This window comes from Pseudoalteromonas sp. NS-SX12, from assembly GCF_057367955.1.
The window spans coordinates 2,087,508-2,103,484 of sequence record NZ_CM170634.1; the positions used below are offsets into that span (position 1 = coordinate 2,087,508).

14 protein-coding genes are annotated in these 15,977 nt (G+C 42.2%); 13 read left to right on the forward strand and 1 reads right to left on the reverse strand.

The genetic code is table 11. From position 1 onward, the window contains the following. Window positions 1-75: 75 nt before the first annotated feature. The 12 genes from nlpI to rlmM all read left to right on the forward strand — a co-directional run bounded on the left by nlpI (window position 76) and on the right by rlmM (window position 11,555). The gene (gene nlpI / locus AC2IOM_RS09635; protein ID WP_010559793.1) at window positions 76-978 is read left to right on the forward strand and encodes a lipoprotein NlpI; all 903 of its coding nucleotides are present in this window, start codon (window positions 76-78) and stop codon (window positions 976-978) included. Beyond that, a complete protein-coding gene (locus tag AC2IOM_RS09640; RefSeq protein WP_486358231.1) occupies window positions 975-2,057 on the forward strand; it encodes a hypothetical protein in 1,083 nt (360 codons plus the stop codon). The genes nlpI and AC2IOM_RS09640 overlap by 4 nt, the downstream gene beginning before the upstream one ends. A 245-nt stretch (window positions 2,058-2,302) precedes the next feature. After that, window positions 2,303-5,095: a monovalent cation/H+ antiporter subunit A gene (locus AC2IOM_RS09645; protein ID WP_486358232.1), complete on the forward strand. Its 2,793-nt coding sequence runs from the start codon at window positions 2,303-2,305 to the stop codon at window positions 5,093-5,095. Beyond that, complete coding sequence (locus tag AC2IOM_RS09650; RefSeq protein ID WP_010559796.1) at window positions 5,095-5,436, forward strand: Na+/H+ antiporter subunit C; 342 nt, start codon at window positions 5,095-5,097, stop codon at window positions 5,434-5,436. The genes AC2IOM_RS09645 and AC2IOM_RS09650 overlap by 1 nt, the downstream gene beginning before the upstream one ends. A gap of 5 nt (window positions 5,437-5,441) precedes the next feature. Beyond that, window positions 5,442-6,944, forward strand: a complete 1,503-nt coding sequence (locus AC2IOM_RS09655; RefSeq protein ID WP_486358233.1) for a monovalent cation/H+ antiporter subunit D — start codon at window positions 5,442-5,444, stop codon at window positions 6,942-6,944. Between the two features lies 1 nt (window position 6,945). After that, window positions 6,946-7,482, forward strand: a complete 537-nt coding sequence (locus AC2IOM_RS09660; RefSeq protein WP_105171672.1) for a Na+/H+ antiporter subunit E — start codon at window positions 6,946-6,948, stop codon at window positions 7,480-7,482. Then, a complete protein-coding gene (locus AC2IOM_RS09665) occupies window positions 7,476-7,745 on the forward strand; it encodes a K+/H+ antiporter subunit F (protein WP_010559799.1) in 270 nt (89 codons plus the stop codon). The genes AC2IOM_RS09660 and AC2IOM_RS09665 overlap by 7 nt, the downstream gene beginning before the upstream one ends. A gap of 5 nt (window positions 7,746-7,750) precedes the next feature. Further along, the gene (locus tag AC2IOM_RS09670; RefSeq protein ID WP_010559800.1) at window positions 7,751-8,080 is read left to right on the forward strand and encodes a Na+/H+ antiporter subunit G; all 330 of its coding nucleotides are present in this window, start codon (window positions 7,751-7,753) and stop codon (window positions 8,078-8,080) included. A gap of 484 nt (window positions 8,081-8,564) precedes the next feature. Continuing rightward, window positions 8,565-9,476 carry a transcriptional regulator GcvA gene (locus AC2IOM_RS09675; RefSeq protein ID WP_010559801.1) on the forward strand — a complete coding sequence of 304 codons (912 nt, stop codon included), beginning with the start codon at window positions 8,565-8,567 and terminating at the stop codon, window positions 9,474-9,476. Next, complete coding sequence (locus AC2IOM_RS09680) at window positions 9,469-10,083, forward strand: alpha/beta family hydrolase (RefSeq protein WP_486358234.1); 615 nt, start codon at window positions 9,469-9,471, stop codon at window positions 10,081-10,083. Before AC2IOM_RS09675 ends, AC2IOM_RS09680 begins: the two co-directional genes overlap by 8 nt. Beyond that, window positions 10,080-10,460 carry a DUF423 domain-containing protein gene (locus AC2IOM_RS09685; protein ID WP_486358235.1) on the forward strand — a complete coding sequence of 127 codons (381 nt, stop codon included), beginning with the start codon at window positions 10,080-10,082 and terminating at the stop codon, window positions 10,458-10,460. Before AC2IOM_RS09680 ends, AC2IOM_RS09685 begins: the two co-directional genes overlap by 4 nt. Window positions 10,461-10,469: 9 nt before the next feature. Beyond that, window positions 10,470-11,555: a 23S rRNA (cytidine(2498)-2'-O)-methyltransferase RlmM gene (gene rlmM, locus AC2IOM_RS09690; RefSeq protein WP_054980080.1), complete on the forward strand. Its 1,086-nt coding sequence runs from the start codon at window positions 10,470-10,472 to the stop codon at window positions 11,553-11,555. Window positions 11,556-11,617: 62 nt separating this feature from the next. Here the strand turns inward: rlmM and cysZ are convergent, their stop codons facing one another. Then, window positions 11,618-12,346, reverse strand: a complete 729-nt coding sequence (cysZ, locus tag AC2IOM_RS09695) for a sulfate transporter CysZ (protein WP_486358236.1) — start codon at window positions 12,344-12,346, stop codon at window positions 11,618-11,620. 166 nt (window positions 12,347-12,512) lie between these two features. On the opposite strand from cysZ, the gene AC2IOM_RS09700 reads away from it, so the two are divergent. Further along, window positions 12,513-15,935 carry an AAA family ATPase gene (locus tag AC2IOM_RS09700; protein WP_486358237.1) on the forward strand — a complete coding sequence of 1,141 codons (3,423 nt, stop codon included), beginning with the start codon at window positions 12,513-12,515 and terminating at the stop codon, window positions 15,933-15,935. Window positions 15,936-15,977: the final 42 nt, after the last annotated feature.

Consider the following 15,977-nt stretch of genomic DNA (forward strand, 5'->3'; position numbering starts at 1 on the left):
CGATAAAAAAGGGGCTGAATAGCCCCTTTTTTTATGCTCTAATAGCAGAGCAGTTAATTTTAAGGATAGATTTTAGTGAATAAATTGAAACGGCTTCTTGCAACTTTAGCGATAGGCGCGAGCCTAGTCGGCTGTCAGGCGACAAATGATGTTGAACAGGGCGACCACCCGGTTGTTAATGTGCCTTTTGCTGGGCCATTACAACACGACTTCCGTAAAGAGTTGGAAATTGCACGTATTAATCAAGCGCTAAATAGCCCTGAAATTACCACCGAGCAACGTGCCGCACTACACCATAAACGCGGTGCACTATACGATAGCGTTGGCTTATCAACACTTGCTCGCCTTGATTTTAACTATGCGTTAAAGCTAAAGCCTGATTTTGCTGAAGTGTATAATTTTACAGGAATTTACTACACCTTAGCGATGCAGTATGAACAAGCCTATGAAAGCTTTGATGCGGTAATCGAGCTATTACCAGAACATCAGTATGCTTATTTAAACCGTGGTATTGCGCTTTATTACGGATCGCGTCCTGATTTAGCAGAGCGCGACTTAAAAAAATTTTTAAATGCTGACGATAGCGATTCATATCGTGCTGTATGGGTTTACTTAGCAACGCGTGAAGTTGATGCAACGCGCGCGCTAACCGAGTTACAGCAACATGCTGAAAAACTCGATAAATCACGTTGGTCGTATCAGCTTGTACAATACTTTTTAGGTGAGCTAAGCGAACGCGATTTATTACTTAATGTGCAAAAAGACTTAACCAGCCACCGAGAGTACTTAGAGCGTTTATGTGAAGCTTATTTCTACCTGGCAAAAGATGCCGTAGCTGATAATAAGCCGCTTAAAGCGGAAGATTATTTTAATTTGGCAATGGCAACTAACGTGTATGAATTTGTTGAATATAAATATGCTCGCTTAGAGCTACGTTTACTATACAGTGACGAGCAAACACCTGACGAAATACAGTGAAGTGGTTAACTGTCCTCTTTTTAAGTAGCTTTCTTACTTCAAGTTACTGTTATAACGAAAAACGCCTGTTACAGGCGTTTTCTGCTTTTCCAAACCCGTATTATGCAACTTTGGCAGAACGCGCAATATTGCCAAATGTGCAAACTTATCACCATTCAATCGCCCATTTACGTGTCTATGCCAATAATCAAAACGCCGATGCGATGGCGCTGCTTGCCAATGAGTTTTCAAATAACCAACATTTGTACCAATCCACGTTAATCAGCGCGGCAAAGCGGGGCTCATTGATTGCAAGAAAACAGTTAGCTGCCCATTATGAAGAAGCAGATCAGTGGCAAGCGCTGCATGATTTCCCTTGGCCGCTAACACACAAACAACAGACTCGCGTTGCAATGGCACTTGGTTTACCGCTTGCGGCAACAGCGCATCAATTAGTGCCGATTTATAAAAACGAGCAATGCATGCAAAAGATAATGCTAGCAGTAACTGATTTAAAGGCTTACAACCAAGTCATTCAGCTAAAGCAGCGTTTTGATAAAGCGTTTTCGCTGCCCGTGTGTTTAAGTCAGCCTGTTTACTTTGATCGTTCTAAATTGCAATGTGATGGCGCAGCCGGTAGGCGCATACGCTGCGAAATACGTGATAAAAAAGCGTTTTCACAACTTTCGTACGATAAAATCGCATTTTTTAGCGAAACGGGTATTGCTAACGCGTCGGGTAATTATGTTTTTATGCGTTCTCAACAATCAGAGCGTGTATTACTGCATGAACTAATGCACTTGTACGGTTTTATTGATGAGTATCCACTTAAAAAACAACTGGCAAAGCGACTGTGCAATGTGACGAAACCAACGCGCATCGCTAAAAACTTAATTGTTGTGCCAAAGAAAAAAGAAGTTACCCGCACGCTGAAGGTTGACGGGCACACTTGGTATTTGACCAACACCTGTAATCAGGCAGAGGGGCAGGCGTACAAACCGGTTAAATCAACCTCAAATCTAGAGCTGCTTGACCTGCCACTACCAGATTTATATGAAACTTGGCTAAAACAGGCTATGAGTGAATTTAACAGCTTGTAGTTAAAAGATTTACATCCTTTTTCAATAGTCTTTATTTAGTATTTACACTATATTTATTAAAACTGCGAAATGGCTTGTTTTGTGTTCAATTACATACGCTTAATCTAGACATGACAGGCGTTTTTAACGTATAAATATAAAAATGTATGCATAGCGCAATCACGCGCGGCTACGCAACTTACTTGCTAGCATAACTCACGCTTTAACCTTGTTGTAAAAATAGGGAAAAGCCAAAGGATAAAACTATGTCATTAATGTGGATACCTGTGTTATCCCTATTAGGCAGCTTATTTGCAGCGACGACGAATAAACTTTCGCGTACCTACGCTGCATTATCAATTGCAATATTTCCGGTTGTAGCGCTCGCCATTGTTCTTTATCACACATCAGCTGTGCTTGATGGCAATGTGCTAAGAGAAAGTGTGCAATGGATCCCGCTGCTTGGAATTAATCTCAGTTTTCGACTTGATGGATTAGCGCTTCTTTTCTGCCTAATGATTTTAGGCATTGGTTTGCTAATTATTTTGTATGCGCGCTACTACCTTAGTAGTAAAGACAATATGGCGCGGTTCTATACTTTTTTAATGCTGTTTATGACAGCAATGCTTGGCATTGTGTTGTCTAACAACGTTATTCAAATGTGGGTGTTCTGGGAGCTTACCAGTATTAGCTCATTTTTATTAATCAGCTATTGGTGGCATACATCCGAAGCGCGTCAAGGCGCGCGCATGGCACTTACCATTACCGGTGGCGGTGGTTTAGCCTTGCTTGCAGGTCTGATCTTAGTCGGTAATATTGTTGGCAGTTACAATCTTGATGATATTTTAAATAACGGCCACATAATTAAAGAACACGCGCTTTATCCTGTTACATTAATCTTGATTCTTCTGGGCGCCTTTACCAAGTCTGCTCAGTTCCCATTCCACTTTTGGTTGCCACATGCGATGGCCGCACCGACTCCGGTAAGTGCGTATTTACACTCGGCGACTATGGTAAAAGCAGGTATCTTTTTACTTGCGCGTTTTTATCCAGCGCTATCAGGTACTGAGCTGTGGTTTGCTATTGTCACTTTGACCGGTTTGGCAACCTTAATTGTCGGTGCTTACGTTGCGTTATTTAAACATGACTTAAAAGGTTTATTGGCGTATTCAACGATTTCGCACTTAGGTTTAATTACCTTATTACTCGGTTTAGATACCGAAATGGCAGCTGTTGCCGCGATTTTTCATATTATTAACCACGCGACATTTAAAGCGTCACTGTTTATGGCAACCGGTATTATTGACCACGAAACTGGCTCTCGCGATATGCGTAAGCTTAATGGCTTATGGAAGTATTTACCGTATACCGCAACGCTCGCTATGGTTGCAGCCGCGTCAATGGCGGGTGTGCCGCTGCTAAATGGTTTCTTATCAAAAGAGATGTTCTTTGCTGAAACGCTGCATCAACACGTGCTTGGCTCAATGTCTTGGCTTATTCCGGTACTCGCAACCTTAGCGGGTGCGTTTTCGGTGGCGTATTCAATGCGCTTTATTCACGATGTATTCTTTAACGGTGAGCCAGTTGGTATCAGCAGAGAAATTCATGAACCGCCACGCTATATGCGCGTGCCGGTAGAAGTACTTGTGGCACTGTGTATTATCGTTGGTATGTTCCCGAATTTTGTTGTTGATTCGCTACTGGCGAGTGCATCGCTAGCGGTGATTGGTGATGGTAGTTTGCCACAATACAGCTTAGCAATTTGGCATGGTTTGAATTTACCACTACTTATGAGTTTCCTTGCCGTAACCATTGGTTTATTAATTTACTGGCAGCGTAAGTATTTATTCCAATTTAACGCGTCGTTACCCGATGTGGACCCTAAATCGGCATTTTTAAATGCGCTAGATAGTATTGCGACAGTGTCTGAAAAAATAATGTACCGCATGGAAACGGGTTCACTACAGCGTTACATTGCTTGGTTGTTGGTGACCGTTTTGGTGTTTGCAGGTATTCCACTATTTGACATGTTGGAACTGGCAGGTGACCAAACGCCGCAACCAATCGATCCGCATAATGTGATTGGCGCAGGCTTACTTATTGTTGGTGCAGTTGCTACTGTAATTTGCCACCGTTCACGTATGACATCGTTATTAATGATTTCGATTGTAGGTTTAATGGTATCGGTAGCGTTTACACGTTTCTCTGCGCCTGATTTAGCACTAACGCAGTTAACAGTAGAAGTAGTGACAATTGTATTGCTGATGTTGGCACTGTTTTTCTTGCCACATCGCACACCAAAAGAGTCAACGTCGCTGCGTCTTGTTCGTGATGTGGGTATCGCATCGGCGGTAGGTGTGATTATTGGTTCTATCTGTTATGCAATTATGACCCGTCCGCTTAATTCAATTTCACAGTTCTTCGTTGAAAACGCGAAAACCGGCGGCGGTGGTACTAACGTTGTAAACGTGATTCTGGTTGATTTCCGTGGTTTTGATACCTTAGGCGAAATTACCGTGTTAGGTATCGCAGCGTTGGGTATCTACAAATTGTTACTTAACTTACCACTCTTTATGCCAGCGAGTGATGGCGAAGGGCGTCCGTGGGCGATTGAGCGTTACCCAATGCTACTTGCCAGCATTTCTCAAGCATTATTGCCATTAGCACTTATGGTAAGTGTGTATATTTTCTTACGCGGTCATAACTTACCAGGTGGTGGTTTTATCGCTGGCTTGATTACCGCGATTGCGATGATATTACAATACATTGCACGTGGTTCTGATTGGATCTATGAGCGACTGGATATTAATTACCGTAAGATAATAGCATTCGGTATTGCGATTGCTTTTGTGACGGGTATCGGTAGTTGGTTCTTCGATAGACCATTCCTGACGTCTTGGTTCGAATACTTTGATATTCCGTTTATCGGCAAAATTGAACTAGCAAGTGCGATTGCATTTGATTTAGGTGTTTATTTAACGGTAGTAGGTGCAACCTTAATGATTCTAGCAAGCCTAGGTAAACTCACATTAGCTAGCCAACCGAAGGAGGCAAAATAATGGAAGTACTCTATGCAACATGCGTTGGGGTGTTATTTGCCTGCGGTGTATTTTTAATTTTACGTGGCAGAACCTTTCCAGTGGTGTTAGGGCTTACTATGATGTCGTACGGGGTTAACCTGTTTCTTTTTGCATCAGGTCGAATTCACAGTAACAAGGCTGCGGTATTAGGTGAATCAGCACAATATGCTGATCCTCTGCCACAAGCGCTGGTACTAACGGCTATTGTAATTGGCTTTGCGATGACGGCATTTGTGGTGATTCTTGCCATACGTGCACGCGCAGATTTAGGGCATGACCATGTACATGCGCGTTTCCCGAAGATTAAAGGCAAGGAGTAGTATACGTGCCACATTTTGTATCTTTGCCTGTTTTAGTGCCGATGCTGGCTGGTATTTTATTATTACTACCACCATCAGGGAAAAACTTACAAGCGCGACGCATTGTTTCAAGCATCATGGCATTGCTTACTCTCGTAGTAAGCGGTTATATGCTAAACAATGCGCTGTCTGGTGAAATATTTGTTTATGCTATCGGGAACTGGCAAGCGCCTTTTGGCATTGTATTAGTTGCTGACGTAATGTCATCGCTGTTAGTGACACTGACATCGTTTCTTGCGCTGATTTGTGTACTTTATTCACTGTGTGGTGATGATGAAGCCGGTAGCTTCTTCCACCCACTATTACATTTCTTATTGTTAGGTGTGAACGGTGCATTTTTAACGGGTGACTTATTTAACCTATTCGTATTCTTTGAAGTCTTACTGATTTCATCGTACGCATTATTGATGCACAGCTCTGATAAACACAAAACGCAATCTGCGTTGCATTACGTGGTTTTAAACTTGGTAGGCTCAAGTGTGTTCTTGGTTGCGCTCGGTATTTTATACGGCGTATTAGGTACCTTGAATATTGCAGATATGGCGGCAAAAGCGGCGTTGTTATCGGGCGATGACCGAGCACTATTAAATATCGGTGGCATGCTGTTACTTATCGTGTTTGCACTTAAAGCAGCAGTGATCCCATTGCAATTTTGGCTACCGGCAACTTATGCATCGGCACTGCCAGTGGTCGCCGCGTTATTTGCGATTATGACCAAAGTTGGTATTTACGCGATTATTCGTGTTTACCCAACAATTTTTGTTGACCCAAATGATGCAAGCACCCATATCGCACAAATGTGGTTATGGCCTGCGGCAATTATCACATTAGTTATTGGTATTTTGGGCGTACTTGCTAGTAAAGACCTTCGTATGATTGTGGCAAATCTTGTTATTGTATCGATAGGCACGTTAATCGCTGCTGTGGCATTTAATACGCCAGGCGCCATTGCGGCAGCATTGTATTATTTAGTGCATTCAACATTGGTGACAGCGGGCTTATTTTTACTAGCAGATGTGATTGGTAAACAGCGAGGCAAAGTAGGTGTACGTCTTGTACCCGCCAAACCAATTGGGCAACCTATTTTATTGGGTACCAGCTTTATTGTGTTTGTGCTTGCTGTGGTTGGTATGCCTCCGTTCTCAGGATTTATTGGTAAAGTTTGGTTATTACAAGAAGCCCTCAACGTTGATAAAGCAGCTTGGTTCTGGGCAGTTTATTTGGTGGTGTCTTTACTCGTATTAGTAACGCTTACACGCGCAGGTTCGCAGCTGTTTTGGCGTCATAACGGGCAAGAGCCGTCAGAGACAAAGGCAACGAGTTGTCAGTTAGTGGGCGTAATCAGCTTGCTGCTTTGTTCGCCACTATTAAGTATTTTCGCAGGACCGATCAGCGAAATTACCACGCTTGCCGCAACACAAGTATTCGATACCCTTGGCTTGCAACAAGCTGTATTAGGAGGCAAGTAAGATGCGTTTTGAAGCTCGTTTTAGTCTTTTTCCAACACCATTTCGAAGCATTTTATTGTTTTTCGTCTGGTTACTGCTAAATAACAGCTATTCGCTCGGGCATATCGTGTTAGGAGCTATTCTAGCTACAGTGATCCCACTTGCAACGCTGCGCTTTCGTGAACCTCAGCCGCTGATTATGCGCAAGTGGCTTGCGTTTAAGCACTTTTTATTGGTGTTATACGATATTGTTACCGCCAATGTGCAAGTAGCGTTTCTGATTTTAGGGCCAATTAAAAAATTGCGTCCGGCGTTTGTAAAAGTACCGCTTGATTTAACTCATGAAATGCCAATCACCATACTAGCGAGCACAGTTTCCTTAACACCGGGTACTGTGAGCGCAGAGGTGTATCCGTTTCCTGAGTCGTTAGACGAGGGTGAAGAAGTGACGCAGCGCTATTTGCTTATTCATGTTCTTGACTTAGATAACGAAGCAGAACTAATTGCGACGATTAAAAGCCGTTATGAAGCACCGCTTAAGGAGATTTTTCAATGTTAAGCACCGTTATACTAATTGTATCGGCAATGATTGGCGTGTCACTGTTACTTAATTTATGGCGCCTAATTCTCGGGCCATCTGTGCCAGATCGCATCTTAGCGCTTGATACCATGTATATAAACAGTATTGCGCTTATTGTATTGTACGGCATTAAAGTGGCGTCAGAGCTTTATTTTGAAGCAGCATTGTTGATTGCCATGCTCGGGTTTGTCAGTACGGTGGCAATTTGTAAGTTTCTTTTACGCGGCGATATTATAGAGTAATTATTATGGCAGAGATTATTGTTTCACTACTGTTGTTGTTAGGCGGCGTGTTTATTCTAATTGGTTCAATTGGTATGAACCGTATGCCGGACTTCTTTATGCGTTTACATGGTCCAACTAAGGCAACTACGTTGGGCATGGCGGGTGTGCTAATTGCTTCTATTGTTTATTTTAGTGCAATCGTTAATGAGCCAAGCGCGAAAGAAATTTTGATATCGATCTTTTTACTGATCACGGCACCAATCAGTGGCTATATGCTAATTAAAACGGCAATTCATCACAAATTAAAAGCTCACAAAGGCACTAAAGGTGTAGAAAACATCGAAGAAGATTAGCGGGTTATGCTCTTTGTTGTCACTTTTTGGTTTAGCCAACTAGGCCTACAAAGCGACACTGCGGTCAAAACGGTTTGGATATGAACAGAATTTAAACCATAAAGGTCAACACGCTCTAATACCTTTGCATAAAAGGCATTAAAAAAGACGCAATATGCGTCTTTTTTATTGGGCAGATTAAACGTGAATAACCCACGTTTTAATTGTTTGAGTTTCAGCAGCAAGTTATTCGCAGTGTAACGCTTATTTTATGCTGCTAAAAATCACTAAGTTTGCCTAAATTAAACAAACTCAATTTATGCATCTGGGTTGCATAAATATCTAAGTTCTAAAATGCTACTTAAATGATTAAGGGGGAAAACTATAATTTGGTTGGCAGTTTTTCCTCTCGGAGTAAATAATAACCAAGTTGTTTGCCTTTTAAAAACGATGATTTATAATGCGTTCAGATAAAAAAAACTAATGAATACGTCATCAGGTTGTCATGTCGAGAAGATTGCCCCCGCTAAACTCACTCAAAGCGTTTGAAGCAGCCGCCCGTAATTTAAGCTTTACCAAAGCAGCAGACGAGCTGTTTGTTACGCAAGCCGCTGTTAGTCATCAAATTAAAACCTTAGAAGAACACCTAGGCTTAAAATTATTTTTAAGGCGAAATCGTTCACTGTTACTAACAGAAGAAGGGCAGGCGTATTTTCTCGATATTAAAGAAATATTCACCCAATTGGTTGATGCAACAGAAAAGTTATTAGCGCGTGGCGCAAAAGGTTCGGTAGCAGTAAGTTTAACCCCGAGTTTTGCGATTCAATGGTTGGTACCACGGTTGCAAGCGTTTAACGAGTTGCATCCGGAGATTGATATTCGTATTAAAGCGCAAGATTTAGACGAAAACTCGTTAACTGATGATGTTGATGTGGCGATTTATTATGGTCGCGGTCATTGGAGTGGCGTACAAAGTCACAAACTTCATACCGAATACTTAGTGCCCTTATGTAGCCCGTTATTGTTAAACGGGCCCAAGCCGCTGGCAGAGCCAAACGACTTACAACACCATACATTGCTGCATGATATGACACGTAAACCTTGGAAAAGTTGGTTCAAAACGTTGGGCGTTGCTAATTCGCGGGTAAATCAGGGGCCTATTTTTAGTCACTCTTCAATGGTATTGCAAGCCGCGGTGCACGGGCAGGGTATCGCACTGGTAAACAGTGTTTTAGCCAAGCCAGAAATCGATTCCGGGCGATTAATAGTGCCATTTAGCCATCACTTAGAAAGTAAAAATGCCTTTTATTTAGTGCTGAGAGAATCGCAGTCTGAATTAGGTAAAATCGTGGCATTTAAAGAGTGGATGCTCAGCATGGTAGAAAAAGAACAGATTGAGGCAGGTTTTAATGATTAATTGGGTAAATGCAGATAAACCCATTGCGCAATTGATTTTGGCGCACGGTGCTGGTGCAGGCATGGATTCAGAGTTTATGGTCACCATGGCCAACAATTTAGCGAAATTAGGCGTCACAGTTGGCTTATTTGATTTTGAGTATATGCAGCAAGCCAAATTAGAGGGCAAAAAACGCCCGCCGCAACGTGCACCAAAACTATTAGCCTATTTTGAAAGCATACTTGCAGAGGTTGATGCTAACTTACCTTTATTTATTGGCGGTAAGTCAATGGGCGGACGAATGGCATCAATGTTGGCGTGTGAACAAAGCGTCAAGGGCGTTGTTGCTTTTGGTTACCCATTTCATCCACCTGGCAAGCCAGAAAAGCTTCGAATCGAACATTTTCCTGATCTCAAAGCGCCACTTGCAATAATTCAAGGTGAGCGTGATACCTTTGGTAAAAAAGATGAGGTAGAAAGTTATCCAGTATGCGATAATGTGCACACTTTTTGGATCCCTGATGGGGATCATTCATTAGTACCACGAAAAGCGAGTGGTTTAACCCAACTGCAAAATTGGCAAACAGCAGCCGAAATTGCATCTCAGTTTATCGCAAAACAACTATGAACAGGTTTAGCTTAGCAGCAGGTGGCATTTTTTGTGCCCTCGCCGTGATGTTAGGTGCATTTGCAGCACATGGATTAAAATCAATAATCAGCCCAGCAATGATAGCGGTGTTTCAAACCGGTGTTGATTATCAGTTTATTCACGGTTTAGCGTTAATCTTGTTTGGATTACTGGGAAACAGCGGGTACAAATTAAAGTGGGCCAGTATTTTTGCCATTGTAGGCATTTTGTTTTTTAGTGGCAGTCTATACTTGTTGGCAACAACGGGTATAAAGATTTTTGGCCCAATAACGCCACTTGGTGGCGTGTGTTTTATTGTGAGTTGGTTACTGTTTACCGTTTCGGTTATTAACCATAAACCAGCTCAAGTTAAGTAAGTGAGAAAAATGTCTGCGATTGTAATTTATTGTCGTCCGGGTTTTGAAAACGATTGTGCCGCCGAAATAAGCCACCATGCAGCACTGCGTGAAATTGGTGGATTTGTAAAAGCAAAAGATAACAGCGGTTATATCACCTTTAACTGCTATGACCCGTTAGAAGCCGAAGTTGTTGTGCGTAAGTTGCCATTTAAAGAAATGGTTTTTGCACGTCAATGGTTTGTTGGTCAACTGGTTGATAAAATGCCGATTGAAGACCGCGTTTCAGCTATTAGTGAGGCGGTTAGCGAGTTTCCATTGTGTGGTGAGCTACGGGTAGAAACACCAGACACCAACGACGGTAAAGAGCTGCAAAAGTTTTGTAAAAAGCTATCCGTACCACTACGTAAATCGTTAGTGGCGCAAGAAACCTTACTTGCTAATGAAGTGAAAAACCGTCCTGTTTTACACGTAATGTTTTTGTCAAATAGCGCTGCATACGTTGGTTTTTCTTACAGCTATAACAATTCACCATTTTATATGGGTATTCCGCGTCTGCGTATGCCAAAAGATGCGCCAAGCCGCTCAACGCTGAAACTTGATGAAGCGTTTCACGTTTTCGTACCAAAAGACGAACATGAGTCACGTTTGCAACCGGGCATGCGTGGTGTTGATTTAGGTGCGTGCCCAGGTGGTTGGACGTATCAGTTAGTGCGCCGTGGCATGATGGTACAAGCAATTGATAACGGTCCTATGGCTGAGTCATTAATGGAAACAGGCCAAGTTAAACATAAGCGTGAAGATGGCTTTAAATTCCGTCCGGATAAGCGCAATATTGATTGGTTAGTATGCGATATGGTTGAAAAACCAATTAAGGTCGCTAATTTAATGATTGATTGGGCGGTAAACGGCTTTGTAAAAGAGCAAATCTTCAACTTAAAACTGCCGATGAAAAAACGTTTTGACGCGGTTTATCAGTGTTTAAACTTAATTCATGAAGAGCTGACTAAGTACAACATCAAGTATGAACTGCAAGCAAAGCAGCTCTACCATGACCGTGAAGAAATCACAGTACATATTCAAATCTTAAAAGTACCGCAAAACGTTTATAGTTAATCGCTACTGATACTTAAATCAAAAAAGGCTGCAATTGCAGCCTTTTTAGTGAACGCTATATACTAAGCGCGATAATTGACACGATAGTTTTCAACAAACAAACGCGTTGCGCCACATACCGCTACCGGCATTACAATTAAGTTAACGATTGGCACCATACTAAAAATTAATACTGCGCCGCCAAAACCGTAACTTAAGCCCTGTTTTTGCTTTAAGTGCTGACGCGCTTCAGCAAACGGGATTTTGTGATTATCAAACGGGTAATCAATGTATTGTACGGCAAACATCCACGCGCTAAATAAAAACCACATCACTTGACCAAACACCGGAATAAACAGCAGTAAAATTAAAAACAACAAAGCTTTTGGTAAGTAGTACATCAGTTTTGCCAATTCACGGCCAAGCATACGTGGTACGTCTTTAAGTAAATCAGCTAACCCATCGTCGTTAACGCGTTGCCCTGTTAAATACAGCTCGACCTTTTCACTTAATAAGCCGTTAAATGGTGCAGCGATAAAGTTAGTGATAACCGTAAACACCATGGAGTAGATAAACAACACCAGCAACAATGCAATAGGCCATATAATAAATTCTAACCAAGATAGAAAGTCAGGCAGGTAGCCATTGAGGTAGTTAACGCCTTGTTCAATCCAACCAATAATAAAAAATAACGAGCTACCAAATAGCACCAAGTTAATTAGTAATGGGATCAGCACAAAGCGTTTTAACCCTTTTTGGCTGATTAAACTAAAGCCCGATAAAAAATATTCGAACCCTTTTCCTAATTGCATGGAAAACTCCAATAAAACAACAACTCACCTTAGCGATTATAATAAGCCGTATATTCCCTTTAAACCAGATTTTGTTGTTAAGCGTTACAAGTTGTTTCAATTAGGGTAAATCTGATAAAGTTGGCCTTTAATTTTCTTACTATTTAGACAATCAAATAAGAATAAAATGCGTCTAGCCTCAATTAAGCTCGCGGGTTTCAAATCGTTTGTAGAGCCAAGTAAAATTCCATTTCCCGATCAAATGACCTGTGTTGTTGGTCCAAATGGCTGTGGTAAATCAAACGTCATCGATGCTGTGCGCTGGGTACTAGGTGAAAGCTCGGCTAAAAACCTGCGCGGCGACGCCATGACCGACGTCATTTTTAATGGCTCAACAGAACGCAAACCAGTTTCACAAGCGTCTGTTGAATTATTATTTGATAATACTGAAGGACGTTTACCGGGCACGCTTGCGTCACGTAACCAAATAGCGATTAAACGCTTAGTTACCCGTGATGGCGTATCACAATACTATTTAAATGGTGAGAAATGCCGTAAGCGTGATATCACGGATATTTTTCTGGGTACCGGACTTGGCCCACGCAGTTATGCGATTATCGAACAGGGCATGATCTCGCGTTTAATTGAAAGTAAGCCACAGGATTTACGGATTTTCCTCGAGGAAGCGGCTGGCGTTTCAAAATACAAAGAAAGACGACGCGAAACACAAACGCGCTTAAACAGCACGCGCGACAATCTAGAGCGTTTGCTTGATTTACGCACCGAACTTGAAAATCAACTCAATGTGCTAACAGAGCAGGCAGAAAAAGCGCGCACTTACACCACTGCTAAAGCCAAAGAACGTACCTTAAAAGCGCAAATATGCGTGCTTAAATGGCAAGCACTGCAACAAAAACTACTCGAAAGCGAAGAAAAACTGGCGCAAATTAATGAGCAAATCGCATTTCTTAGCGAAGCGCACAGCGGTCATGATGATGTGATTTCGGCATTAAAATTGGCAATCGAACAAGCTAATGACATGGTGAATGATGCGCAGCACCAAGAATATCAGTTGCGCAACAAGTTGGCGCGTGACGAACAAGATAAAGTGCATAAGCAAAGCCAAAAAACTCAGCTCAGCCAACGCATTGCGCAGTTACAAACACAGTATCAGCAAATCCAGCAAGAGCAGCAGCAAACAAAGCAACAGTTTGATGACATTAGCGAACAAGTTGCGTTTTCAAACGAAGCGCTTGAAAGTACCGCAGAACAGTTAGAAATCAGCTTACACAAATACGAAGAACAAAAAGTACAGCAAGAAACCAGTTATAGCGCTTATCAAGCATCCTTGTTGGAAAACCAAACAATTATAAAAGCGCAAACTGAGCAGCAAAAAGCACTGTCTGCATTAAATGTTAAATACGCGCAACTGTCAGAGCAACAAAGCGCTTGCCAGCAGCGCCAAAGCCAACTGAAATCAGAGCGTGAAACACTTGAGCAGCAACTGGAAGCTATTGATTTAACACAAGCAAAAACCCTCGTGCAACAAGCCGAAGCTGAATGTGAAAGCGCAAATATTCAGCTCCAACAAGCGCAAGATGTGCTTGCTCAAAAACATACAGCAGCGAGGAAAAGCGAGCAAACCTGTAATGATTTAGCGGCAAAACAAGCGGCGCTTTTAACGGTTGTAGGTGAAAACACACAGAGCCAGTCAGGCTCACCAACGCTTGTCTCTAAGCTTAGTGTCGATAAATCTTGGCAAGTGGCAGTTGAAGCAAGTTTGTTTAATTTAAGCCATGCGCATGTTAGCGCGCAGTTCGATGGCGAATGCAAAACACCCAGTATTTGGCCGCAAACACACCATTGCACAAATGGGTCATTGGCTGAGAAAATCACTACAGGGCCCATCCCACAATACTTTAATGCGATTGCTGCTGTTGAAAATATCGATACGTTAGAAGGTGATTTTTGGTCAGGGCCATTTTTATTTGCGGTGGATCAGCGCGGCGATTTACGCGGCGCTAACTGGTGTATTCCCTGTGAGTTTGATAGTGAAAGTTCACACATCGTAAAACACCAGTTATTAAAAGACATAGAGAAAGCGATACCCGCGGTACAAAGCGAACTCGAAAGTGCGCAAAAAGTGCTTACTGCAGAGCAAAAAAAGGTTGATGAGTTGCGTGTTGTTTCAACACAAAAGCAACACGCGTTATCATCACTAATGCAATCGCTCACACAAAAACAAGCAGAACATAATTTTGCTAGCGAACGTTTAGCGGCTATTACGAAGCAATGTGACGAAACACAAAATGAGCTAGCGGCACTGATTACTCAACTTGACGCTGTAGGCAACGAACAAGCGCCGTTGACTGCGCAATTAACTAAAGCCGAAACACGCCTCAGTGATTTAAAACAGCAGCAAGAATCCTTAGAAGCGGATTATCATAATGCCAAACTGGTTACTAGGCAGCTTCAAAATGCCTATGAAAATGAGAAAAATCAGCACCATAAGCAACAATTACATTTAGAGAGTGTAAAAAACCAAGCAGCCTTATGTGAGTCCAAATTAGGCCAGTTTTCATCACGCTTTAGTGAGCTTAACGAGCAACTTGAAGAAGCAAAGTTTACACTTGAAGACATTCAACTGCCGCTGGTTGAACTTGACGAGGCGATTGCGGAACAGCACCTTATGCTTGAGTCGCTTATCGAGCAAAAGTCGCAAAAGCAGCGCAATCTAGATGATGCGAAAGAGAAATTAAAGCAAGCCGAGTCGGGCATTGGTACTGAGCAGCAAAAGCTCGATAACCTGAAACAACAAAGACAAAATATTATACTTGAACAACAAGGGTTTCAGCTAAAATCGGAAGCGGCACTGTCACCGCTTGCAGAATTAAACACACAGCTAAAAGACGTGATTGCCGCGCTTCCTGAAGATGCCAAACTTAATAGTTTACAAAGCCAATTGAACAAAGTCTCGAGCGATATTGCTGGATTAGGTGCAATTAACCTAGCGGCGATAGAAGAGTTTGATAAAGCATTTGAGCGTAAAAATTACCTTGACCAACAATACGATGATTTAATCAGCGCGCTTGATACATTAGAAACGGCAATCGTTAAAATAGACCGAGAAACCAAACAGCGCTTTAAAGCGACATTTGATCAAGTGAACAATGGCTTGCAGAACTTGTTTCCAAAAGTATTTGGGGGTGGCTCGGCCTATTTAGAGCTGACATCAGACGATTTACTGGAAACGGGGGTGGCAATCATGGCGCGTCCTCCAGGTAAGAAAAATGCGACGATTCATTTACTCAGTGGTGGTGAAAAAGCACTGACGGCGTTGTCGTTGGTTTTTTCTATTTTCCAATTAAATCCCGCGCCATTTTGTATGTTAGATGAGGTAGATGCGCCGCTCGATGATGCCAACGTTGGGCGTTTTTGTCGTTTAGTGGAAGAAATGTCACAAGACGTGCAATTTGTGTATATTAGTCACAATAAAATCGCCATGGAAATGGCCGCGCGCTTAACCGGTGTAACTATGGCTGAGCCAGGTGCGTCTCGCGTGGTTGCGGTGGATATTGAAAAAGCGTTAGAAATGTCAGAATCCGCTTAGCTTTCGGTATAAATTATCAGCAACTAGTCTTATCTGTGCACT

Excerpts from the sequence above, each read along its gene's own strand:
- AC2IOM_RS09645 (WP_486358232.1), top strand. The coding sequence starts at position 2,303 with ATGTCATTAATGTGGATACCTGTGTTATCCCTATTAGGCAGCTTATTT.
- AC2IOM_RS09650 (WP_010559796.1), top strand. The coding sequence starts at position 5,095 with ATGGAAGTACTCTATGCAACATGCGTTGGGGTGTTATTTGCCTGCGGT.
- AC2IOM_RS09660 (WP_105171672.1), top strand. The coding sequence starts at position 6,946 with ATGCGTTTTGAAGCTCGTTTTAGTCTTTTTCCAACACCATTTCGAAGC.
- AC2IOM_RS09665 (WP_010559799.1), top strand. The coding sequence starts at position 7,476 with ATGTTAAGCACCGTTATACTAATTGTATCGGCAATGATTGGCGTGTCA.
- AC2IOM_RS09670 (WP_010559800.1), top strand. The coding sequence starts at position 7,751 with ATGGCAGAGATTATTGTTTCACTACTGTTGTTGTTAGGCGGCGTGTTT.
- AC2IOM_RS09675 (WP_010559801.1), top strand. The coding sequence starts at position 8,565 with ATGTCGAGAAGATTGCCCCCGCTAAACTCACTCAAAGCGTTTGAAGCA.
- AC2IOM_RS09680 (WP_486358234.1), top strand. The coding sequence starts at position 9,469 with ATGATTAATTGGGTAAATGCAGATAAACCCATTGCGCAATTGATTTTG.
- AC2IOM_RS09685 (WP_486358235.1), top strand. The coding sequence starts at position 10,080 with ATGAACAGGTTTAGCTTAGCAGCAGGTGGCATTTTTTGTGCCCTCGCC.
- rlmM (WP_054980080.1), top strand. The coding sequence starts at position 10,470 with ATGTCTGCGATTGTAATTTATTGTCGTCCGGGTTTTGAAAACGATTGT.
- cysZ (WP_486358236.1), bottom strand. The coding sequence starts at position 12,346 with ATGCAATTAGGAAAAGGGTTCGAATATTTTTTATCGGGCTTTAGTTTA.
- AC2IOM_RS09700 (WP_486358237.1), top strand. The coding sequence starts at position 12,513 with ATGCGTCTAGCCTCAATTAAGCTCGCGGGTTTCAAATCGTTTGTAGAG.